Genomic DNA, 23,600 nt, shown 5'->3' on the forward strand with positions numbered 1-23,600 from the left:
CGGCGTGTGTCGAGTGATGCCCAAAAGGTGTAGCTGAACGCGGATTACTTTTCGGATCAGCGAGGATTTGCAGTTTCTCAATCCGTCGTCACGCTGACAGGGTTCCTCACCGCACACAGCCCGGATACGTTTTGCCTTTGACCGGGAAATACACCGGCCCGTCACCCTCTGCTGTGTACCTGCTGGTACTCCGCATATAGGAGAGAGCGATCGCACGACGCCATTTGGTGCTGCGATTGGGCGCGGTGTAATGCGGAATAAGCGAGTGGAAAAAAAGCCCTCCGCCCGCACGGATGGGCGCAAGAACCATCTTGCTGATGTCGTAGGCTGATTCTTCGATCACATAGTCATCGGTGACGTGATTATGAGGTAGCGGCCCTTGGGTCTGCCCCGCAGGTATCACACCCATACAGCCGTTTTCGATCGTCGCATCGTCGAGAGCAAACCAGCAGGAGCACAGGTCCATCGGCTCAATCGGCCAATAGGGCGAATCCTGATGCATGCCCTTGGCGGAACCGACACCCGGCGGCTTGAGCAGCATCGAATTGCGAAACATCTTCAGGTCCGGGCCGAGAATCTGTTCAATGATGCCGACGATGTTGTCGTGCAGTCCTAGTTTCTGGAAAAGGTCATCGCTCTGGACGAGGCCGTCGATTTTCCGAATAGCGTCGCCGGGATGATCCACCTTTAACTCTCCTCGCTGCACCCGCGGCTCGGTCTGGATGACGATTTGATCGCGCGGACGATCGCCATGCGTGTATTCACGCACACGATTGCGCAGTGCCTCGACTTCTCCGGCTGTCAGCAGGTCTTCAACGACGATGTAGCCGTCGCGGTGGTATTGCTCAAGCTGGTCGGTACTGAGACGCATCGGTCGAGCAGCAGCGGCAGTTGGCACGGCTGGCCTCCTCATCTCTGAGTCATCGTTAAGGTCGCAGCATCTTACGCAACGCTGGCGGGTTCCGCGTCGAGATGTCGAGAAACACCCATCGAGCGGACTACCAGATGATAAATCAAGAATGGCAGACTTCGCGGCTCGTTATCTCTTTTGTATTAGATGGCGAAGATGCGTCTCTGGCAGGTGTGATCAGGCTGGCTGTTTGTATTGATGAGGAATGCGCCGGCGTTCGACGGCCACAGGCACCTGCACACGACGGCGGCAAGCGAGCGAAACGGCATCCGCCAGAAGAAAAGCCGTCGTCGCCACCGCGAGAGCACCAATGATTGCCAGTGCGGGACCGGTCACATCAGCCGCTGTACGAGCGAAGATCAGACGGGCAGCCTCGTTGAGTGCAGCAACGAGTGCCGTGGCGAAAACCAGCCAACCCATGCCGCGACGGTTGGCGACAGAGACGCATCCCAGCGAGAGCAAAGCTCCGACGAGCACGTAGATCACAAGCCAGCGGCCAAGTTGCACCGCAGCCACGTCATAGGAACGGGAAAATTGCTGCGCAAACGGCATCCACTGAATCATCGCGTCGCCCTGTGACGAGATCGCCGCATGGGCGCGGGCCGGTGCAGCGTTCATCCATTGCATGGAGGCCCACACAAGGATTGCGATATTCGCCATCACCACCGTCGCCGCCATGGCGGGATGCCTGCGACGTCTCGCCAGCCATTCCCGTGTGTGGTACAGAGGAAAAGCGAGCTTCCGGTAAAAGAAAAACACGGTTGCGATACCCACACTGCGCAGCCAGACGGCCAGCAGTGCGCCTACGAACCCGCCCGCCGTGTTGGTCACGACATCCTTCAACGATGCGATGCGGTCGAGCGTCAGGTTTTGACAGCCTTCGAGTAGCCAGCTCACCAGACCGGCTGCGAGTGTTGCCCCGAGAATATGCGCGCCCGCCGACCACTTGCGTTTTATCAGCGTCAGACGGATCAGTAATCCGAGAGGCGCATAGAGCGCTAGGTTAATCATGATGTCGTTAAGCGCGTTGTTGAATCCCAGCGAGGAATAATCGCCATGCAGCCGGTAGTCCCAACGCGGTTCGATAATCCAGGAGAGCACCATGTTGAAAAGCCACTTCCCATTGCGTGCTTCGGGGTTGATCGCAAAGGGCGTCAGCGTGCCGTAAGCAAGCATCGCAATCCATGCGAAGCTCAGCCAGGCATAGCTAGAGCGTGGCCTTCGCGCAGTATCAGCGGATATCCCTGGATGTGCGGTCGAAGCTGTCATACAGCTTGAAGTATGAAATTTGCGCGTCACCGAGGGAAACAAAAAATGCGATAACCAGCAAAATTAGGGGTTATCGGACGGATTTCCGTATGGATATCCCTGCTCCAGAGCGTATGCGCATCGCACCGCTGGCGACGTTACTAATGACCGGACATCTGACTTACTCGCCTACCAGCTCATAAAAACCTCGGCCTGAGGTTTTCAGTTTTCCTTGTGCGACCAGTTCCTCCCACACCGCGTGAGGAAATTGATTCGGCGGAACAATGGCCACCACTTGCGATCGCTTGCCCGCTGAAAGCGGACTTCGGCCAAGCTTCGATTCTTCGTCCAGCCGTGTGAGTTTCAATCGCTTGCGAAACGCCTTGAGTGCGACTTTGAGCACTTCGGGCGCGGGCTTGCCGTCGGGACCGACTGCTTTGGGATCGAGCTTGCCTTCTTCGGCTGCGGCAACCGGGACCGACGGCGTCGCTGCCGCGGGTACGGTTGCCGTCGGCGTACCGGTTCCCGATTTTGCGACGACAGGCTTGGCGAGCGATAGCTCCCCCACCAGTTTCGCCAACTCCTGCAAATCTTTACCCGCCACGATCCGCGCTACTCGCGCAGGATCAGCCTGAGTCTTCGGCAAAGCCTTGGCGACCACATCCCACATTTTGGCACGATCCTGACCCTCAGCCAGCCACAAGTCGGATACCAGCTCCGAAAGCTTCTGCGTGGTCATCGTGTCCAGATGCTGATAGTACCGGTCAATTTTGGACTTCTGATAAGGCGTAGTCATGGCTGGCTCCTGGGATGACCAGCATAACGGGTACGAGAATCTGCTTCCTCGCCATAAAACCGTCCGCAAGCTGATCCTGCGCCATTACCTATGTTTTGTATGCCTTTCGCTTGCCCTCGACAGCGAAAATGGGGACGATACTTATTGATTTCCATGCTCAATGTCGATCGAGCGAGTGTTCAAGCTGACTGGATGATCCGCCCGTTTGTGAGCAGTCAAGACCGTTGACTGTTGCCACGTTAACGCTGTTCCGCTGCGTATTGCTGTTTGTTCGATAGATTCCGCATTCGGGATTGAAACAAGATGGCAACCGCCAGCAATGTGAACCCTCATCCGAAAGCCGGACGAGCGGCCTTCGTTAAAGCAACCGCCTGGACCTTCGTCGCATTGGTCGCACTGGTCGGGATGAGCATGTGGCTTATTCCCGCAATGCTTCGGCAATTCACTCCTAATCAAGTGCAGGGCACGGTGACACCCGTCGGCCTGCGCCAACACCTCGCGATCCGTTACATCTCCGTACCCAATACTGCGAGCAGCTACGACTCGCAAACCCTGCGTCTCTTTCAAGACCCCGCGACGTGCAACAACCAAACCATGACCTGCGTTTTTGCGGATGGCCGCACGATTCAATTGAAGCCTGATGAGTTGAACCAACTGATCAAAAATCAGACCGGGCAAACGATGGAGTACCTCATCGCACAAGGCACACGAGTCCCCCGCGAGTAATTCACCGCTCAGCAGGCGGAAGCGCGGACGAGTATCAGGCCGTGTGTACGCCCGCGCTAGCTTCAACGGTAACCAGCGATATATCCATCAGTTAACCCGCTGTTTCCCCAACTTGAGGGGACGGAGCATGCGTCCGCGTGCGGTAGTCCCATTGCTTACCCGTGTCAGCCAGAGGTAAGGGAATGCTGCGTAAACGTCCGTAACCGCTTGGAATGGAGCGGCGTTACTTGACGACATGGGAGAGGTCGATAGACTTTTGGTCCCTTCTGCGGCGGTCGCGTTGACGGGTTTCCAGCCTGTCCGTGAACGCTTTGCCGGAGGCCGTTCGAGCGTTTGCCATGAATGAAGAAGATGATGACATCGTTGAAGCTCAGCGCGTCTGACCTACCGGACGCACCCGCCTGGCAAACGGTACGACCCGCTTCCCCGATTCAACCCACACGCGACAGTTTCACCCGCACCCCGCCGCACCCGGAACCCGGCCTCTTGTGCCGCCGGTGACGAGCATCGTAAAAACGAGGAGTCTGAAATGGCCGTTCTGGAAAAAACACGTAACTTCGGCATCTGTGCCCACATCGACGCCGGTAAAACCACCGTCTCCGAACGCATCCTGTATTACACCGGCAAAACCTACAAGCTCGGTGAGGTACACGAAGGCACCGCGACCATGGACTTCCTCCAGGATGAACAGGAACGCGGGATCACCATCCAGTCGGCGGCGACGACCTGCATGTGGCCCCGCAACGGCGTTGACTACACGCTCAACCTCATCGACACACCCGGTCACGTGGACTTTACCATCGAGGTCGAACGCTCACTGCGCGTCCTCGACGGCGCGGTAGCAGTCTTCGACGGCAAGGAAGGCGTCGAAGCCCAGAGCGAAACCGTCTGGCGCCAGGCTGACCGTTACAACGTCCCGCGACTCTGCTTCATCAACAAGATGGACAAGCTCGGCGGAGACTTCTTCTTCTCCTTCAACTCCATTCACGAACGGCTTGGTGCCAACGCCGTCGCAGTGCAGCTACCTATCGGCAGCGGTAACACGTTCGAGGGCGTCATCGATCTGCTGACACTCAAAGCCTACTACTTCGTTGCCGAAAACCTGGGCAAAAAGGTCGAGGAGCGAGAAATCCCCGCGGAGCTGCTCGATCAGGCGAAAGAGTGGCGGCACAAGCTGGCGGAAAAAGCAGCCGAGTGCGATGACAAACTGGCGGACAAATATCTGGCAGAGGAGGAGATCACCGCGGACGAGATTCGTGCTGCTCTGCGCAAGGGCACGATCGCCCAGACGATTTTCCCCGTGTTCTGCGGAGCTGCGCTCCAGAACATCGGCGTGCAAAAGCTGCTCGACGGCGTAATCGACTACCTGCCCAATCCCGCTGAAGTCGCGGAGGTACAGGGTACGGAGATGAAGGACCGGAACCAGAAGATCGTCCGGCCGCACGACGCCAAGGCTCCGTTCTCCGGGCTGGTGTTCAAAGTCGTCTCCGATCAGCACGGCGACCTCACCTACACCCGTGTGTATTCCGGCACGCTCAAGAAAGGCATGCGCGTCCTCAACTCCAACAAGAACCGACGCGAAATCGTCAGCCGCATCTTTGAAATGCACGCCAACAACCGCATCCCTCGCGAGGAATGCTATGCCGGCGATATCGTCGCGCTGGTCGGCCTCAAAGAGAGCATCACAGGCGACACGCTCTGCGATCCTGACAATCCGATCGTGCTCGAACGCATGACCTTCCCCGAACCGGTTATCTCCATGTCCATCGAGCCGTCAACATCGGAGGACAAGGAAAAGCTCGGCAACGCGCTGACCACAATCCGCCGCGAAGACCCCAGCTTCCGCAGCCACTTCGATGAGGAAACCGGCCAGACCATCATCGAAGGTATGGGTGAGCTGCATCTGGACATCATCCGCACCAAGCTCACTCGCGACATGAAGGTCGGCGTGAACGTCGGCAAGCCGCGCGTGGCGTACAAAGAGGCAATCGCTGGTAAAGCCGAGGCACGCGGCCTGCACAAAAAGCAGACTGGCGGACGTGGACAATTCGGCGACTGCATCATCACCGTCGAGCCGTTCACCAAAGAGGAAGCCGAAGCTGCGGAACTCGATTTCTCCGATCAGTTGGCCTTTGAGAACAAAATCATCGGCGGCGCGATCCCGAAGGAATACATCCCCAGCGTCGAGGCCGGCTGCCGCGATACCGCCAAGGCAGGCGTGCTCGCGGGCTTCCCGATTCTCGGCGTAAAGGTCACGCTCATCGACGGCTCGTATCACGACGTGGACTCATCGCAGATCGCCTTCGAGCTGGCGGGCCGACTGGCATTCCAGGAAGCCACCCGAAAAGCGGGGCTGCAACTCCTCGAACCGATCATGAAAGTTTCGGTGACCACCCCTGACGAATTCCTCGGTCCGGTCACGGGTGACCTGAACCGCCGCCGCGGAATCATCATGGACACCGTGCAACGCGCCAACACGCGCATTGTGACGGCGGAAGTTCCGCTGTCGGAAATGTTCGGCTACGTAACCTCCCTGCGAGGCATGAGCCAGGGTCGCGCCAGCTCGGTCATGGAGCCGCTGGCGTACCGCCCGGTCCCGCCGAACATCGCCAAGATCGTGCTCGAAGGCGCAGGCAAAGACGCGGGGTCGAAGAAGAAGTAAATCAACATCGTGTTGATTGACTCTGCATCCGCAAACAATCCGACGCGGATTGAAATCTCATACTCAGCTACTAGACTGGCACTCGATGGCACTGAGTCCCGTACACACCGGCTTGAAGCGGCGGTGTCGCAACCTTCGGTGGTCGATCTGGCAACGCATCCGCCCGCTGCGGCCGATGGTTTTGCCGTTTGATGGAAATCTGAAGCTGGTAGCGCGGCCGATCGACCGGCTGGGGCGCTCGGTCTATCTCAATGGTTACAGCGACCGCGAACATGCGACCCTGCTCAACCATTTCCTCAAGCCCGGCATGACCTACGTGGACGTGGGGGCGCACCTGGGGCAGTTCACGTTGATGGCTGCGCAACGTGTCGGCCCCAGTGGTCACGTCCACGCCTTCGAAGCCACCTCAGACACTTACGATCTGCTGGCGCAAAGCATCGCGCTTAACGGGTTCACCTGGGTCAAAGCCAATCACACCGCGCTGTTCGACCATCCCTGCGTGGTCAGGCTTAACGTGTGTATCCGCGGCAAGGGTGAGTTCAACTCGGTAAGCAAACCTCTGCGACCGGAGGATCAAGTCGTCGGAACTGAAGAAGTGCAGGCGATCACCCTCGACGATTACTGCCGACAAAATCAGGTGGAACACGTGGACCTGGTCAAAATCGATGTCAACGGTCCCGAGCGCGAAGTGATCCGTGGCGGGCGGGAAATACTCGGCAAGCCCGGTAAGCGAATGATGGTGATTGAGTTCCTTGATCTCGATCCGACGCCCGGTCACATCACGACTGCCGGGTTGCGCCAGGAAATCGAATCGCTGGGTTATCAGCTCTTTAACTTCGATCCGGAAACGATCAAACTCACGCCCGCGCCGATGAAAGACGACTATCGCATCACGGAAAATCTTGTCGCCATCAAAGAACGATGACGGACAGGTGCAAGTCGCACAGTATCAGCGGACTGTTGATTACGGCTGATTAAAGAACCGCGCCGAACTTGCGCTTTCGTGCCGCGTAGCTTCGCAAGGCCTTGTGCAACTCTCCGACGTTGAAATCCGGCCAGCACACATCAGCGACGTAAAGTTCCGCATAGCTGATCTGCCAGAGCAGATAATTGCTGATGCGCATTTCGCCCGCGGTGCGCACCAATAGGTCGGGATCAGGCCAGGGTGATGTGTAGAGGTGGCGGGAAATCGTCTCCTCGGTGATCGCTTCGGGTGAAAGTTCGCCGCTTTTCACCTGGGTGGCGATGTCGCGCACCGCGTCGGTGATCTCCGCACGCGAGCCGTAGTTGATTGCCAGCACCAGCGTCATGCCGGTGTTGCGGCCGGTCTCCTCCAGCGTGCGGTCGAGTTCGTCGAGCACCCGCGATGGAAGCCCATCCCTGCGACCGATCTGGGCGAACTTGACGTTGTTCTCCATCAACTCCGCCCGCTCGGCGATGAGATACTCGACGTAGAGGTCCATCAGAAAATTGACCTCATCAGCAGGTCGCTTCCAGTTTTCCATGGAGAACGAATAAAGCGTGAGCACGTCGAGTTCGAGACGGGCACATTCGGTCACGATGCCGCGGACGGTCTTCGCGCCTTCCTGGTGGCCGAGCATCCGAGGTTTACCCCGGCTCTGCGCCCACCGGCCGTTACCGTCCATGATGATGGCGATATGTCGGGGTAACGCTTCACGAGGCAACCCGAGCCGCGCATAAGATGCGGCTGTCTGCTCGGCGCGTGTCAACGGGCGGGTGGGCGGAGTTTGCGTGTGCGCGGAAGGCATTTGTCTGAATCTTACGGCCTGTGGAGCGGATAGTTCAGTGATCCATGCACAAAAGCTCAAACCCGGAAAAACAAGTCACTCGAATGTAACACATCAAAAGCTCGTCATGACCCCAGTTTTCGCGATGCTGCGACCCAACGTGCAGGTCGCTCTGCGGCACTCATCACCTCAATGGGTCAGAATCTGATCACGCCGACGACCGACGCATACCAGTTTGATCGGCACACGGACGAAATCCTCAACACACTCCACATACCGCCGGGCCTGAGCGGGCAGGTCTGCGAAGCTCGTGCAGGCACTGATGCTCTGCTCGAACCCTTCAAACTCCTCATAAACCGGCTCAACCTGCGCGAGTACCTCCGCATCGGCGGGGAATGCGTCGAGCATCCGGCCCTGATGGCGATAACCGACACAAGCCTTGATCCGTGGCAGGCCGGCAAGCACCGCAAGCCCGGTCGAAGCGATCGCCGTCACGCCGCTGATCGCAGTGGTGTATCGCGTCGCCACCAGGTCGAGCCATCCGATGCGGCGCGGCCGGCCGGTTGTCGTGCCGAATTCGTTGCCGGTCTTGCGAATCCGGTCCGCCGTTTCACCGGACAATTCCGTCGGGAAGGGCCCGCCACCGACTCGACTCGTGTAGAGCTTGACTATGCCTACGACATTTTTCAGTGTCGATCCGGGCAGCCCCGTACCCGTGAAAACACCGGATGATGAACACGATGAACTGGTCACAAACGGATACGTTCCGTGATCGACATCCAGCAATGTCGCGTTCGCACCCTCAAAGAGAATTTTTTTACCTGCCGCCACCGCGTCATGCAGGAGCCGGGTTGTGTCGGTGATGTGCGGGCGGAGCCGCTCAGTGTATCCGAGATATTCATCCGCGAGCTTCTCTGCATCAAACGGTGTGAAGGGTTCACCACACTGTGCGGCAAGCGCAGCGAGCATGGGATTTTTCACTTTGACAATATGTGCCAACCGGGAATGGAGATGTGCCGCATCGAGCAGATCGACCACCCGGATCGCGGTGGACCGAAGTGCTTTGTCAGCGTAGCAAGGGCCGATACCCCGACCGGTGGTGCCGATTTTCGCATCATCTCCGCGAGCCATTCCCAGCGCACGGTCCATGAGTTGATCCTGCGTTTTGTGGTATGGAAAGACGACGTGCGTGCGGGTCGAGATACGGAGGTTGTCGCCCACCGTCACGCCGCGCTGACGCAGACCGTCGATCTCCTCAAGGATTTTCGCCGGATCGAGCACGACGCCGTTACCGACGACGTTGGTTTTGTCAGAATAGAGGATGCCCGATGGCAGCAGATGCAGCGCGAACTTTTCTTCCTTACCGCCGGGTGAAACGATGGTGACAGAGTGGCCGGCATTGGCACCGCCGTTGTAGCGGACGATGTAGTCAAACCGCCGCGCGAGCATGTCAACGATCTGCCCTTTGCCCTCATCACCAAACTGGCAGCCGACAACGGCACTGTGCCCGTCGATCTGGAGACCGTTATCACCGGCGGGAGTCGGGTTACCTCGCTCACGAGGCGGAGTAGGCGTTGCGACAGCGGATGAAGCATCGGATCGTTTGGTCATGGTAAATCCCAGCAATAGGCGGGTCGCGAACCAAGCGATTGTAGCAGAATCACGGCTCAGATCGTCCGAGGGGTGGTTGCGACGGCGGCGAAATAAATCTCCCCAGCTCGGTGCCTGATGCTGCATGTTCGGTCACAGTAAAGCTGTGCCATTGGATGGGTTTTTCGTTAGATTGATCGAATCGGATACTGTGTATCCGATCGCAGTCGCGGAGAATCTGAGCCGGAAACGCAGTCTCCGGTTCTGACTATTGCTTCACCATCATTAACTCCACCGATCACACCCATGCCTCCACAGATCATCCAACCCCGCAGCGTTCACAGCACCGCCGGCGTCGGCTACTCTCACGTAGCACGAACAGGCAACACCCTCTATATCGCAGGCCAAGTCGCGCTGGATAAAAACGGTGTGCTCGTCGGCAAAGGTGATATCGAAGCTCAGGCCCGCCAAGTTTATACCAACCTCCTCGCGATCCTCGAAGAGTTCGGCGGCGGGTTGCAGAACATCGCCAAGCTCACCACCTACCTGACCGACCGTGCCCATCTCGCGGGCTTTCGCATCGTGCGAAATCAGACTTTGAAAGACCCTTTTCCACCAAACACACTGGTGTTTATCAGTGGTCTGGCGCAGCCGGATTATCTGATCGAAATCGAAGCCGTCGCTGTGCTGGACGGGTAATGCCGCTCGTCTGACAAATAAAAAACTGCTTACGCTCAGCCACGGAACCCGATTTTCAGTTCATCCAGCTAAGCGGGCGCCCATCATCAAAGCTCAACCTGCTGAGGTTGATTTCTGCACCACCCAATGCGGCGGTGAGTATGGAAAGGTTCACTCTCCTGCCAGCTTCACCACCGCGACCTTCAGAATTCCATGCTTCGCCTTCAGGCCGTCGATCAGGTTCGTCGGCGGGTCGCCGTCAACCTTCAGCACCATCAGGGCTGTGTCACCCCGACGACTGATCGCCATGTCCGCGATATTCACGCCTGCCTTGCCGAACTCCGTGCCCACCATGCCGATCTGGCCGGGTACGTCCTGATTCTGGATCAACACCATCGAGCCGGCGGGGACGATATCCATGAAGTAGCCGTTGATCTCGACGACACGCGGCCGCATGTCCTGATACACACGGCCGACGATGCGCCGCGTCTGATCGCCGTGCGGTGTGGTCGCGTCCACCGCGCCGGCTGGCCCCTTGATGATGATCGCCAGATGCGGGCCGGCTTTTGACGCGCCGCTGGGGTCTTCCACCTTCACCGTCGCCAGCTTGATGCCGCGCTGCTCAGCCACATGCTTGACGTTGACGATGTTCAGCGGCACATCCAGGTGACCCTGAAGCAAGCCCACGAGACTCATCCGCTCGATTGTGCCAGCCGCGGGTGACAGCTCCGCGCCGGCCAGCTCGAATGTCACGCTTGCGATGCCGCGTGTAATCATCGGACTGATGAGCTTGGCCATGCGCTGTGCCAGATCGACAAAGCGCATCTGTAACGGATCGAGATCGAGCCGCAGACCTCCCGCGTTCACCGCACCGTGAATACTCTCGCCGCGCAGAAATGACAAGCACGACGCCGCTGCGTCCACACTCACCGCCTGCTGTGCCTCAACGGTGCTGGCACCCAGGTGCGGCGTGAGCAGTATTTTCGCGTGTTTACGCAACGGGTTGTCAGCAGTCGGCGGCTCGGATTCAAACACATCCAAAGCCGCCCCACCGCACTGGCCAGCTTCAATGGCCGGGATCAGCGATGACTCATCCACCACACCGCCTCGCGATGCGTTGACCACCAGCACGCCTTTGCGGCACTTGCAGAAACTTTCCCGGTTGAGCAGCCCACGCGTCTGATCCGTCAGTGGCACGTGAAACGTCAATATGTCCGCATGAGGCGCCAAGTCGATGAAGGATGGAAACATCTTCACTTTGCCGTCCATCGCGGTCGGCTGAGCGTAAAAAGGATCGTAAGCGACGACCTGCATGCCGAACGCCAGCGCCCTCTCGGCGACGGTTCGACCGATGCGTCCGAAACCGACGACGCCCAGCACCTTGCCCGAAAGCTGCCTGCCGTTAAACCTGTTTCGGTCCCAACCGCCCTCAGCCATCGTCTTGTAAGCCGGGCCGATGTTCCGTGCTAAGGCCATCAGCAGGGCAAACGCATGTTCGGCTGTCGTGATGGTGCTGGCCTCGGCGGAGTTGACGACGAGAATACCGCGTGAGGTGGCCGCTTCCAGGTCGATATTGTCCACACCCACTCCTGCCCGCGCGATGATCCGCAGGCGGCCGGGATTTTCCAGCACCTTCGCCGTCACCGTCACGCCGCTGCGCACGATCATCGCGTCGTGCTCACCGGCTATCGCGGCCAGCTCAGGCTCTTTCAATCCCGGCTTATTCACCAGCTCCACATCAGGCTGGGAACGCAGGTAATCGAGGCCTTCATCGGCGAGTTTATCGGCGGCGAGAATTTTGAACTTGTCCGGCATATTCAACTCACATTGCAGCAAGACTCCAGCGCGGAACTTGCGCGAAGACTACTTTAGTCTCTGACGGCCTCAAACGCCCTCGCTGCGGCATCAATCGTCCGATCAATCACACGGTCCTCGTGAGCGGTACTCACAAACCACGTCTCATATTGACTCGGCGGAAGCACGATCCCCGCGTCGATCATCGCGCCGAAAAACTTCGTAAACGCGTTCGTGTCACTCTGACGGGCGTCCTCGTAATTCCGCACCGGGCCGGCATGGAAAAACGGACAAATCATAGAGCCGACACGCGAGAGATGAACGGGAACACCCGCGCTGCGAGCAGCAGCATCGAGTCCGCGAGCCAGCCGTGCCGAGGCGCGTTCGAGTCGCCGATACGCCTTGCCGTCGCGCAGCACCCGGAGCGTCGCAAGGCCGGCCGCCATCGCCAGCGGATTGCCGCTGAGCGTACCCGCCTGATACATCGGGCCGTCCGGCGCAACGGAAGACATGATTTCACGGCTGGCACCATAGGCGGCACAGGGAAGCCCGCCGCCGATCACTTTGCCCAGACAGGTGATATCCGGCTTGACGCCATAGAGCGTCTGGGCGCCTCCGTAGGCCACGCGAAAGCCGGTCATCACTTCATCGAACAGCAACAACGCCCCATGCCGAGTCGCCAGCCGTCGCAGACCCTGCAAATATCCCGGAGCCGGCGGCACACAACCCATATTGCCCGCGACAGGCTCAATCGCGATGCAGGCGATTTTTTCTCCCTGCTGAGCAAAAAGTTTCGTCATCGCAGCCAGATCGTTGAAGGGAACCAGCAGCGTGTCCGCGATCGCTGTCGTCGGCACGCCCGCCGATCCGGGTACGCCGCAGGTGGCTGCCCCACTGCCAGCTTCGGCAAGCAGCGCGTCAGCGTGACCGTGATATCCGCCCGTGCATTTGACGATCCTGCTCCTGCCCGTCACCGCTCGCGCCAGCCGGATTGCGCTCATCGTTGCTTCCGTGCCGCTGTTCACAAAACGCACTTTCTCGATCGACGGCAGCGCGTCGATGACCATTTCCGCCAGCTCGCTTTCCGCTTGCGTGGGCATGCCAAAGCTGGTGCCGCGTCTGGCAGCCTGTGCGACGGCTTTGATCACCGTCGAGGGCGCGTGCCCCAGGATCAGCGGGCCATAGCTGCCGACGTAATCGACATATCGCCGCCCGTCGAGATCGGTGACAAACGCACCGCGTCCTCGGGTGATGAAGATAGGATCACGGCCGACGGATCGGTATGCGCGTACGGGGGAATTGACGCCGCCGGGCAGGAGCTTTTTTGCTCGGACGAAGGCACGCGAGGATTTTGCGTATCGCGGAGCCTGAGTTTTTGGCATAAGAACGGGAGTTTATCAGAGTAAAAAAAGACGTGGCCCGCCGCTGCGAGCCACGTCGTGTGAAATCCGTGATTTAAGGTCTGCTCGGCGAATCAATCACCGCTCGGAGCGATGGCGTCGGAGCATGAGCAGGCCGCCTGCCGCCAGCAGTGCGAGGCTCGCCGGCTCAGGGATAAACAGGTTGGTCAGCTTCACCTGGCCGCCGCTGGCGACCAGAGCGTCGTAGTAGAGCCGCCCCGTCGAGGTATCCACATCAATACCCACGAGATTCGGTGTGCCGATGAGACTACCCGTGTAGGTGAAGATCACCAGATCCTGCGTCAGGTCCGTATGACCGTAGATGTGCAGCGTGAAATCATTGAGCGTCAGGTCGCCGTTGACCTGCACCGTGCCCGGCACGCCGGTCAAATCGATGCCGATATCGATCGAAGTGGCGGTAGCGAGCGGGTCCGCCAACTGCGTAAAGCTGCCCACGGTCAGCATCGGGTCGCCCAGATCGATCGCTGAACCGTTGGTGACGTAGAAATCACCCGCCATGTCGAGGTTCTGGGCGAGCTTGATGTTTCCCTTGTCGGCTGACGAGTTACCGACGCGGATATCAACGGTCGAGTTGAGATGACGGTCAATGGAGATATTCCGGGCGGTCGCCGGGCTGCCGTTGAAGATGATCGTGCCGTCGGTGTAGCTGTCCGCGCTGTCAGCACCGTAATCGGTAAAGTTTCCACCGACCGAAAAAGTCGAATTACCCAGAGAAAGCGGGTTGCCGCTGGTAGGTGCGTAGATCACCACGTCGGACTTGACACTCTGCGCCCAATTATTGACCAGGCTCATGGCTCCCTGGGTCGGGTTTCCACTTTCACCGATATCCATCTGGTAGGCCTGTTGATCGCCATAGGTGTACATCATCACCGAGTTGGTCAATACGAGGCGGCTGCCGGGCATCCAGTTGTTGGTGTTACCGCCGGACCACATCCAACCCGAGGCTTTAATGGTCACGCCCGATTCGATGATCGAGTGGTAAATCCCCGGCCCGTATGAATCGACAATGCTGCCGCCCGGCACGGAGTTCTTGAACGTCACATAGTCGTAGGTACCGATGTACGCACCGAGGGTGTAACCGTTCAGGTCGATCACCATCTTAGAAGCATCACCCGTGGTGTTGTTCACCGTGAACGTCCAGGGGTATCCATACTGATAAAGATTCCCGCCAAGCTTCAGGGTATTGACCCCCGAGCTGGTGGGTGTCTGCGTCATGGTGAACTCAAACACGTTGCTGGTAACAGTCGGCGTAGTGATGGTACGGTCGCCGGTCGTCTCGCCGATGATGACCTTATCGCCCGCCGGGTAGTATTGGCCGATCTGTCCGGGGATCACACCCGTTCCCGTGAGCGGAGTGGGCACTGTCGAATCGGTGTAGGTCCAGTTGCTGCCGTCGTACCAGTCATAATTGCCCGCCGTCCCACCTGAAAAATTGAATGTGACGGGGTTAACCAGGGCGTGGGCTGGGAGCGTACCAGTCAACAGTGCGAGGCCGACAGGAAGTAGAACACGGGCACACTTCGACGCAGCGCGGGAACGAGCCATGATCCTTCTCCTTCAGTTGATGCTGACCACAGGGCACGAGTTCGACCTACCGCATTCCGTTGCCGGCGTATCATCACCGGCTGCGGAAACCCCGGAAGAATAAGAGCGGACAAGTGAATTACCGATTTGTGCGACGGCGGAGCAAGAGCAGACCACCCGCCGCCAGCAGAGCAAGGCTCGCCGGCTCAGGGATTTCCAGCCGCAACACGTCGTTGCCACCGATTGAACGGATGCCGTAGAAATAATCTCCCGCTCCCAAGCCAAATCCCGCCATCAGCGAATTCATGTTGTCCGATGCAGCAGCATACACGATGGATGGGGCAGTGACAAGGTCAAAATATTCAACCGGGCCCGTCGCATGAGGCGTATAACCGCCGAGGACGGAGTAGAACAAATCTCCGTTAATGGTTACCACGCCATTCGTTACGGTGATTGTGTCGTTGTCCAGAGGTGCGCCGTTGAGGCCGAACTCCATGTCGATACCCCCACCTAGATTAACAGTGAGGTTCCCGTCGCTGATAGTCAGATCACCGTAGGCGGCACTGGCGGTCAGATCACCCGGACGGATGCGGCCATAGGTGGTGTCATCCGAAGTGTCACCGGCTGTACCAGCGTTGTTGAGGAGGCCGACGTTGACATCGAGGCTCAAAGCTCCGACCGCTCTGGTGATCGAACCGTTTCCTCGGAGGATACCGCCAACATTGACCACACCCGCCTGACCCGACGAGCCGACCCGGAGCGTGCCGGTATCGAGCGTCACGGTGCTCTGATCGATGGTCGCGGATGCAGCCAGCCGCTTGGCGTTGATGGTCATCGTCTGGGCGACGGTCATCAGCGCGCCGTTCTTCACGGTGATCGAGCCGTTGCCGTCGTTGCCGTTGGTGACGCCCATCGTCAGGTTACGGAAGTTAAGAGAAGAGGTCGCGCCGTCCACGGTGACCCTGGCAAAAGTCGAGTCGCCGGAATAGAAGCGGTAATAGCCCATCTGCACATCGCGTGCGGTCCAGCTGCCGCCGGTATCGATGACCGTTTCCGACGGATTGAAGTAGCTATAAGTCCCGTCGTTGGCTTCGACGATGCCGCCCGACTGCACGTTGAAGTAGGCAACGCCCGGAGTTTGTGCCGTATTGAGCGTGTGCGCGTGGAATTTGCCACCGTTGGTGACATTGATCGTCGCCCCGCCGTTGACCTGCGTGAATTGTCCGCCGCCAGCCTGGTAGGTGTTGAACTCCGAGCCGGCACCATCAATGTTCACGGTGGCGGTTGATCCGTTGTAACCGTTGGCGATGAAGACGTTGCCGGAATGTTCCAGCTTGGCCGCAAAACCCAGTGAGTCGTCGATGTTAAGTGTGACCGTGGAGATCGGGGGCGCACCGGTGCCCTGACTGATCAGCAGCGCAACGTAAGGCGCGTCCCCGGAGTTGAGGAAGTTGCGCATCGAGTTGGTACCCGCCACGGAGCTGGAGACGGTGACCTCCGCGGTTTCCCCGGCGAGCGTCCCGATGCGGGCACCATCGCCGAAGTTGTAGGTCGTAATCGCGTCACGGGCGATGAGGCTATATCCCGACAGATCAAAAATAATCTTGTCCGAACCGATGCGATACCAACTGGTATTGATATCTCCGGTCAGACCGACGGTGTACGGAGAGCCGGCGTTGTTATTGAAAAGAATGAAGTCGGTCGAGCCGGGCACGCTGTCAGTCCCCTCGCCGGGAATAGAGTTGCCGTCGCTATCCCAGTTGGTGAGGCTGTTGACCGTGCCATTGAGCGACGGATTGGCGAGCCAGTTGTGATCGAGTGCCAGGGCCGGCGTTCCGACCGCGGCAGCTGTCATGAGGCTGGCGAGCAACGTTCGAGTCGAGAGGTGAATCTTGCGAGACATGCTGGTTCTCCCTTGTTTGGTATCAGTCAACTACTGTTACATGAGTTCTCTGCAAAACACCTCCCGCGGTTTCCCGCAGGAGGTGCGGATGGAGCATTGTTTAAGTCACCGGACCGAGCGACGGCGGAGCATGAGCAGGCCGCCTGCCGCCAGCAGAGCAAGGCTCGCCGGCTCAGGGATCAGGGTCGCGGTGATCGTCAGATTGACCGGATCGCCACCGCCGTCGAGTGTTCCTGAAATCGTGCTGAAGGTTGAGTTGCTCGGCCCGCCGGTGGTGACGAACCAGTACAGGTCGCCCGCCTGCGCCAGCTTCGGCGCCCAGTTCACGTCGCCGACAACCACGGATCCAGCCCAGGGAGATCCGTCACCCTTGACCGCATCGCCGGTCGCACCAAAGGTCTGATTCTGGAGGTTTTCAAAATCCGCCAGGAGTTGTCCCGCGTTGCCCGGCGTCAGGACGATGTCGAACGTGTATTCCCAGGTGGTCGGCCCGCTCTGTACCGTTACGGCGTTGAACACCGGCTGCTGGTAGGAGACATAAATCGCACCCAAGGAATGATCGGACTCGACCTTGAAGTGGGCAATGATGCTCTTGGGCGAAACCGACAGGCCGGAGAAACCCGCGTACTGCTCATATCCGGGCATCGCTGATGTCGTGCCATCGCCTACGAAGAACGCATAGTCCTCAGTGCTCTGTCCGGGGTTGTAAAGATTGTCCACCGAGACGTAGCCAGGCAGTGCCTTGATTATCTGCGGCCCTGCATTCGCACCGATGGAATAGGGAGGGAAGGAACCGTAGATGTAATACACCCCCGTCTGACCGCTCACGTTCGCTACGTTATTGGCGTTGTAGGTGACCGTCTGGGTGTTCATGTAGATCGTGGAATCACCCGGAGTAAAACCGGTGGCCATCGAAGCCGGGCCGGTGTTGTACTGGTTATTCGAGACAAAGACGACTTCATCGCCCGTGGCACCGGTGATGAAGTAGCTATCGCTGCTCCCTGCACCGCTGTTGTGATACCAGTCCATGCCATAGGTCGTGTTGGGCAGCAACGTACCTAGGTTGATCGATGCGCCGGGGCTGCTGAAGCTTTGATAGACCAACGGGTTTACCCCGTCGCCGATCTGTAAGCCTGCGTGGGCTGGGTAACCGTTGAGATCAATCGTGATTCCAGCTCCTGCAAGTGATGTGGAAGCGGCCAGTGCGAGTGAGGCGACAATGAGTTTTCCAGTGCGACGCATGATGAGTTCTCCATCCGTTAAGGGTTTCGAGGTGCTCCAGACCTGAATGCTTTTTCAACTGCTGACCACACCACGAGTGCGGCAGCCATGTTTTATTCCGGATCAGATCAACCGTGCTTATTGGTTGCCGGCCGATCTGACTCAGGGTGCAACACGCATCCTGACGGGATCAGGTAATACGAACGCCATGCCACAGCCAGCATCCGAAGCGAATTTTTCGGAGCTGACCACGCAGCTTGGACTTAAAACGATTTTTTCGACTAATTCGAGAGAAACGTCTCTTAGCATTTGGCTCAATCTCCCCGCCAATCAGACCAACGGAATATTACCTCATAAATCCGAAAAATGTATCATAATAACACTTATTTTGTTTGCAAACAATATATCTTCAACGCTCATAGAGCTTTGAAGAGAGTCGTGTCGTTTCGATACAGGCGTCGTGTTCCGAAACCTCAAACCAGCACCAGAAACGTCGCTTGGCGAACGATTCCTGGCTGGCCGGGATGGAACTGATTTCCAAAGTTATTCGCTTCAAACGAAGCTGCATCGCCCGCTCAATCAACGAGCTAAACGACACACGCTCAGGTCGGCAAAACGACCTCGGACCAGTTCAACGAAAGACCGAAACGACTCTAAGTGTTGTTTAATCAAATAATTGGTTCAGGCCATCAAAACTCCTTTCTTTCATTGAAATCTGGTTCAGAAGCTGGAAATCCAGCCTGTCGATCCGCTGCCAGCTCGCTGCCGGCAGCTAACGCTTCACGCAAACCAGGCAGCACCGACAAGGTGCTGCAGCTCTTAGCGGGATGCGCCTTCAAGCGCAGCTTGAAATGGCTTTAATGCAAAGTTGATGCCCAAAGGCAACCAGTCCGGAACACCACTTGAAAATATCGGACTACCTTTGATATGTTTTGCTCAGCTTGGGTCGGCCACGCCTCGACGGCAGCCGTCTGTCGGTGAGATTGCCGCAAATTGTCACAAGTCACTTGCACTTAATTCAGTATCAAAATAATACATTTTTTCGAAATTCCTCTTGACACCGCCATCAATACGGATCAAGCTAGTTGGAGTTATCGCACCAACAATACAGCCCTGCGTAGGGCCAAGGGAAAGGAGAATCATCAGTATGCGTATGTCACTCAAGCTTCTAGGCGGTTTCGCAACACTTCTGCTGGCGGGGGTTAGTCCTTCCGTCGTGTTCCCCGCCACCGTCCCCATCGAACTGACCAACCACACCACGGACAACACCCTTTACCCGGGCGACACCCGTGCAGACGGCGCGACCTCCGAAGTAGCCTTTGTAAACGACTTTGATCAGACGCTCTCCACCAAAATGGAAGTCACCACGGGTGGCTTGGGAACCTCCAAAGTCGGGCCGTTCTTTTACCAAAGCGCTTCCTACAATCCCGCTGCACCAGTACCGATCGGCTTCATTGGTGATCTGAAAGCCCTGACTTACGACTGGTACCGTGAAAGCCCGGATTCCATCCCCAAGACAAACGCCTGGTACTCTGCGGCTATTCGTATTTATGTCGGCATTGACAGCCCCGCCAGCCCGACCGGCGAGCTGATCTGGGAAAACGCCTACAACGAGTCCTACGAGTTCACCGCTGCCGACGACACCTGGGTCAACAATTACGATATCGTCGATCAGGGTGTTACGAACGGCTCCTCCGCAGGTCGGTTTTATCTGCGAGCTGATCCGGATGGAGCTGGTGCGTCTCCAAGGCAGAATTACGGTGACTCCAGCGGCTTCACCCTGGCGCAGTGGCTCGCGCCCGTCACCGATCCGACGAGCGTTCGCTTCCTCAACCCGACCTGGCCAACGGTCAGCGTTGACAGGTACGTCTATGGCGTCACGTTCTCCGTCGGCAGCGGTGCCCCGGTTGGCGTCGGCTACGTAGATGATGTCACGCTCTTCATCCCTGAGCCGGCGAGCCTCTCGCTCCTGGCTGCAGGCGGCCTGCTCATGCTCCGTCGCCGTCGCGCCTGAGTCAGCAGGTTACGAGCAACACGATTCCTCCAAAGCCGACCCCGCAACGGGTCGGCTTTTTTCATGGTGTGAATCTGCTGATTCGCCGCGCAGATCACGACCGCGCGGACCGCCGCATTCCTGCGACAGCGCGGAGGGCATTGCCGCATCGCGTTCGGAGGAGAGGACGCAGACGGTTTATCGCGATTCTTTCCGGCCAGTGCGTCGAGTAGCGGCTGGGCAGACCAGCACAAGGGTGCCCAGTGCCAGGAGCGCCACGGATGCCGGCTCAGGCACAACCACCGAACCATAGAGGCCGAAGACCAGGTCGAATGCCGAGCGATCACCCCGCGGCGACCAGACCGACCAGTTATTGGCAGCGGTACTCACGATGGGAAATGAAACTGTCGTCCCGCCCCAGTTGGTGACCGACGCTCCGGCTACGCCATCCGAGCGGTCAGCCCTGAACTTGTAAGCCTGACTGCCCGTGCCGCTGAACTCGGTAGTAAAGAGATAGGTCTGGCCCTGCGTCAGCGTGGCTGTCTGGTCAAACGAAAAGGTATGAACGGCGCCATCGGCATCGGCGGGAGTCATGGTCGCCGTCGCCAGGACGGTACCGACCGAATCCCGCAGGCGGAGGAGAAGGTTGTTCGTAGGCGGTGTTGCACTGAGGGCGGCGGCGAACGTCACCTCCGTAATTTCCACCTTGGCGCCTGCAGGAACTTCCTTGTCCGTGATCACAAACTGTTCGCCGTTGAAACTCGTGGCCGTGCTGCTGAGGAAACCGTTAGCTGGCGCCCCCCAACTGGTGTAGGGTTGACCGGGGCCGACGATGATGTTCGAGCCGTCAGCCAGGACGAAGAAGGGATCCTTGCCTGTGGTCCACGCGCCGCCGTTGACCTTCGCCAGACTGTTGAGGCTGGTGTCGCCGGCGCGGTCGTAGGGGCGGATGGCGTTGTTGGTACTGCTGCCGTAGATCGCAAAGGAGGAAGGCCCGCCGAGGTCCACCGGCTCGACGACGAGGTGATAGACCGTGTTGGCGGTGAGGCTGACGGCAGTGAACGAGGCACTGGGGCGTCCAGCTGTCGGGTTAAAAACGCCGGGAGTATTGAGCCAGGTGCCGCTGGGGACGCCTGACGCATCGGTCTGGATGCCGATACGGGCGGTGGGGGTTCCGACCAAGCCGCTGTAATAGAGGTAGGCGTTGTCGGCGGTGAAGCTCTCCAGAGCAGTAAAGCGTGCGGAGTAGGCGTCGTCGAGCGAGTTGATCGCCACCGCGGGTGAATAGGAGTCCCAGGTCTCAGGGTGGCCGAACACGCCGCTGTCACCATAGTTGTAAACCGGGGCGGCACTGACCACAGACGGAACTGCCGCCATCGCCGCGGCAGCCAGTAACGGCACCAAGCCGCGGAGGTGACTCGATCGGGTCTCTGCCTTCATCTTTTTCCTTCCCTTCCCATGAATATGGCAAAGCATGGCTCACCAAGTTTAAGCCCAAACACCACAAAATCCAACCGTTTTAGTTGGGTTTTTTAATAATTATTTGCTTGCGGGACGTGTGTCCGGAGATTGATCAAAATCCGCACGCAGACGCGAACCTCAGGCGGGTTTGGTGACGAGGAACGGCCCAAGCGCCAGCGCGTCAAGATCGCTTTTGACCAGTGTGTCAATCGCGATCTGCGGCGTGCCCACGATGGGGAACCCGTGCAGGTTGAAGCTCGTGTTGAGCACTGCACCAAGTCCGGTGATGGCCTTGAACTCCTGAATGATTTCGCGATAGGACGGGTTAAGCTCGTTGACGATCTGCGGCCGTACCGTCAGATCGAATGGGTGCATGCCGGCGATGAACGCGTTCTCCGCATTGTTGCGCGTGTCGAAAGCCTCGATCATCCAATACGGCCAGCCCTTGAGGTTTTTGATGTATTTGTCCGCCTCCTCCTGAAGCATGGAGGTGGCAAAGGGCATCCAGAAGTCGCGGTATTTGATGGCGAAGTTGAGCTTGCGGATCTGCCGCAGATCGCGCGGGTCCGCCAGGATGGAGCGATTTCCCAGTGCGCGAGGGCCAAGCTCTTCGCGGCCATTGAAACGCGCCACGATCTTCCCTGACGCGAGCAGTTGCGCAACCTGTTTGGCGGGCTGAGTCATGCGCTCAAACGGCAGGCCCGACTCACGCGCCGCCTGCTCCATCTCCGCCTCAGTGAACTCGACGCCTAGATACATGTCGCGGGGCAGGTCGAATTGCGGCGGGATGTTGCGCTGTTTGCACAGATCGAGATAACCCAGAATCGCCGCACCGACCGGCGAGCCGCCATCGTCACTGGCGGGATAGGCGTAAAACGCCTCGACTCCGGGCATCTCGCGGATGAGCTTGTTGGCTTTGACGTTCAGAAACGCTCCGCCTGCACAGGCGATGCGGTTGAGACCCGTCGCTTTGCGGGCGTTGGTCACCCACTGGATCATCAACTCCTCGAACACCTGCTGACAACCAGCCGCAGTGTTATCAAAGCGCTGACAGTAGAGACGTTTGGAAATATAGCGTTGCAGCGGTTCGGCGATCCGACCCGTGCGGTTACGGAACTCCAGACCCTCAACCTGAAACATGCCCCGGAGAATCGGCGCGACGTATTCCGCCTGACCATACGGAGCCATGCCCATCACCTTGTACTCGTGCTCCCAGGGCTTGAGGCCCATGTGACGGGTGATGGAGGAGAACATCCAGTTGGCGGGGCTGTGAAACTTCGGCGTCTGCGCGATGACGCGGAGGTCGTGACCGCTGCCGACATTCACAGTCGCGCACAGGCCGTCACCTGCGCCGTCGAGCGTGAGCACGATCGTGTCCTGAGTCCACGGCCGGTGGTAATAGGCACAGGCTGCGTGCGTCAGGTGGTGGTCGTAGGTCTGCAAGGGTTTGTCCGCCAGACCAAACTGCGCCAGCCCTTCGAGCAGGTGCTGTGTTTTGCGCATGCGGGACATCACTGCCCGGCCGAGATTGGTTCCCCAGTGCGTGCGGCCCAGCCAGGTCATCAAGGTCAGAACGGAATAGATTTTCTTTTTGGCACCGAGAGTGGGAGTCGTGTTACGGATGCGTCCTGACAGCGCGATCAGGTCCACATCCTTGGGATCGATCCCCGTACGCTTGAACGCTTCAGCGATGGAGCGATCGGGGGTGCCCGCATAGTTCTTGATATTTCGTCGCCGCTCCTCGGAACCGGCGAAGATGATCTTGCCATCGCGGAGGAGACAGATGCCTGAGTCGTGACCGTCGTGAATCGCCAGGGTGATCATAAAGTCAGATTTCGCCGCTAATGAGAAAAATCCAGCCGAGGCCGCTTCAGTTCATCGTCAAAGTCGAGCCATACCCTTATGCCTTCGATGGGAAAGAGTTA

At 58.5% G+C, this 23,600-nt stretch carries 18 protein-coding genes; 6 read left to right on the top strand and 12 right to left on the bottom strand.

Translation table 11 applies throughout. From position 1 onward, the window contains the following. Positions 1–106 precede the first annotated feature (106 nt). The 3 genes from IT444_12480 to IT444_12490 form a co-directional block, all read right to left on the bottom strand. Positions 107–898: a phytanoyl-CoA dioxygenase family protein gene (locus tag IT444_12480; protein ID MCC7193584.1), complete on the bottom strand. Its 792-nt coding sequence runs from the start codon at positions 896–898 to the stop codon at positions 107–109. Between the two features lie 189 nt (positions 899–1,087). Beyond that, positions 1,088–2,086 carry a VanZ family protein gene (locus IT444_12485; protein ID MCC7193585.1) on the bottom strand — a complete coding sequence of 333 codons (999 nt, stop codon included), beginning with the start codon at positions 2,084–2,086 and terminating at the stop codon, positions 1,088–1,090. A 253-nt stretch (positions 2,087–2,339) separates the two neighbouring features. Continuing rightward, complete coding sequence (locus tag IT444_12490) at positions 2,340–2,954, bottom strand: hypothetical protein (GenBank protein ID MCC7193586.1); 615 nt, start codon at positions 2,952–2,954, stop codon at positions 2,340–2,342. A 303-nt stretch (positions 2,955–3,257) separates the two neighbouring features. On the opposite strand from IT444_12490, the gene IT444_12495 reads away from it, so the two are divergent. The 3 genes from IT444_12495 (at position 3,258) to IT444_12505 (ending at position 7,267) form a co-directional block, all read left to right on the top strand. Beyond that, positions 3,258–3,680 (top strand): hypothetical protein, encoded by a 423-nt coding sequence (locus IT444_12495; protein ID MCC7193587.1) that lies wholly within the window; start codon positions 3,258–3,260, stop codon positions 3,678–3,680. Between the two features lie 529 nt (positions 3,681–4,209). Beyond that, a complete protein-coding gene (gene fusA, locus IT444_12500; protein MCC7193588.1) occupies positions 4,210–6,342 on the top strand; it encodes an elongation factor G in 2,133 nt (710 codons plus the stop codon). A gap of 85 nt (positions 6,343–6,427) precedes the next feature. Further along, the gene (locus tag IT444_12505; protein MCC7193589.1) at positions 6,428–7,267 is read left to right on the top strand and encodes an FkbM family methyltransferase; all 840 of its coding nucleotides are present in this window, start codon (positions 6,428–6,430) and stop codon (positions 7,265–7,267) included. Positions 7,268–7,316: 49 nt separating this feature from the next. On the opposite strand, the gene IT444_12510 is transcribed toward IT444_12505, so the two are convergent. Both IT444_12510 and IT444_12515 read right to left on the bottom strand, forming a co-directional pair. Further along, the gene (locus IT444_12510; protein MCC7193590.1) at positions 7,317–8,111 is read right to left on the bottom strand and encodes an isoprenyl transferase; all 795 of its coding nucleotides are present in this window, start codon (positions 8,109–8,111) and stop codon (positions 7,317–7,319) included. 168 nt (positions 8,112–8,279) lie between these two features. Continuing rightward, positions 8,280–9,701, bottom strand: coding sequence for an adenylosuccinate synthase (locus IT444_12515; protein MCC7193591.1), 1,422 nt, complete (start codon positions 9,699–9,701; stop codon positions 8,280–8,282). 285 nt (positions 9,702–9,986) lie between these two features. Between IT444_12515 and IT444_12520 the strand changes: the two genes are divergently transcribed. After that, entirely contained in the window at positions 9,987–10,379 is a 393-nt protein-coding gene (locus tag IT444_12520; GenBank protein ID MCC7193592.1) for a RidA family protein, read from the top strand. 150 nt (positions 10,380–10,529) lie between these two features. On the opposite strand, the gene IT444_12525 is transcribed toward IT444_12520, so the two are convergent. From IT444_12525 to IT444_12545, 5 genes are all read right to left on the bottom strand, one after another. Beyond that, positions 10,530–12,173: a phosphoglycerate dehydrogenase gene (locus tag IT444_12525; protein MCC7193593.1), complete on the bottom strand. Its 1,644-nt coding sequence runs from the start codon at positions 12,171–12,173 to the stop codon at positions 10,530–10,532. 53 nt (positions 12,174–12,226) lie between these two features. Next, a complete protein-coding gene (gene hemL / locus IT444_12530; GenBank protein MCC7193594.1) occupies positions 12,227–13,534 on the bottom strand; it encodes a glutamate-1-semialdehyde 2,1-aminomutase in 1,308 nt (435 codons plus the stop codon). Between the two features lie 96 nt (positions 13,535–13,630). Beyond that, positions 13,631–15,118 carry a PEP-CTERM sorting domain-containing protein gene (locus IT444_12535; GenBank protein MCC7193595.1) on the bottom strand — a complete coding sequence of 496 codons (1,488 nt, stop codon included), beginning with the start codon at positions 15,116–15,118 and terminating at the stop codon, positions 13,631–13,633. Between the two features lie 118 nt (positions 15,119–15,236). Beyond that, complete coding sequence (locus IT444_12540) at positions 15,237–17,000, bottom strand: PEP-CTERM sorting domain-containing protein (GenBank protein MCC7193596.1); 1,764 nt, start codon at positions 16,998–17,000, stop codon at positions 15,237–15,239. Between the two features lie 105 nt (positions 17,001–17,105). Next, positions 17,106–18,242 (bottom strand): PEP-CTERM sorting domain-containing protein, encoded by a 1,137-nt coding sequence (locus IT444_12545; GenBank protein MCC7193597.1) that lies wholly within the window; start codon positions 18,240–18,242, stop codon positions 17,106–17,108. A 46-nt stretch (positions 18,243–18,288) separates the two neighbouring features. Here IT444_12545 and IT444_12550 point away from each other — a divergent pair, with 46 nt between their 5' ends. Further along, positions 18,289–18,651 carry a hypothetical protein gene (locus tag IT444_12550; GenBank protein ID MCC7193598.1) on the top strand — a complete coding sequence of 121 codons (363 nt, stop codon included), beginning with the start codon at positions 18,289–18,291 and terminating at the stop codon, positions 18,649–18,651. Positions 18,652–19,374: 723 nt separating this feature from the next. Beyond that, positions 19,375–20,235, top strand: a complete 861-nt coding sequence (locus tag IT444_12555) for a PEP-CTERM sorting domain-containing protein (GenBank protein MCC7193599.1) — start codon at positions 19,375–19,377, stop codon at positions 20,233–20,235. 177 nt (positions 20,236–20,412) lie between these two features. Here the strand turns inward: IT444_12555 and IT444_12560 are convergent, their stop codons facing one another. Together IT444_12560 and IT444_12565 are read right to left on the bottom strand one after the other, a co-directional pair. Further along, a complete protein-coding gene (locus IT444_12560; GenBank protein ID MCC7193600.1) occupies positions 20,413–21,654 on the bottom strand; it encodes a hypothetical protein in 1,242 nt (413 codons plus the stop codon). A 159-nt stretch (positions 21,655–21,813) separates the two neighbouring features. Next, a complete protein-coding gene (locus IT444_12565; protein ID MCC7193601.1) occupies positions 21,814–23,499 on the bottom strand; it encodes a hypothetical protein in 1,686 nt (561 codons plus the stop codon). Between the last annotated feature and the right edge of the window lie 101 nt (positions 23,500–23,600).

The sequence above is a fragment of the Phycisphaeraceae bacterium genome (genome assembly GCA_020851465.1).
Lineage (GTDB): Bacteria > Planctomycetota > Phycisphaerae > Phycisphaerales > Phycisphaeraceae > JADZCR01.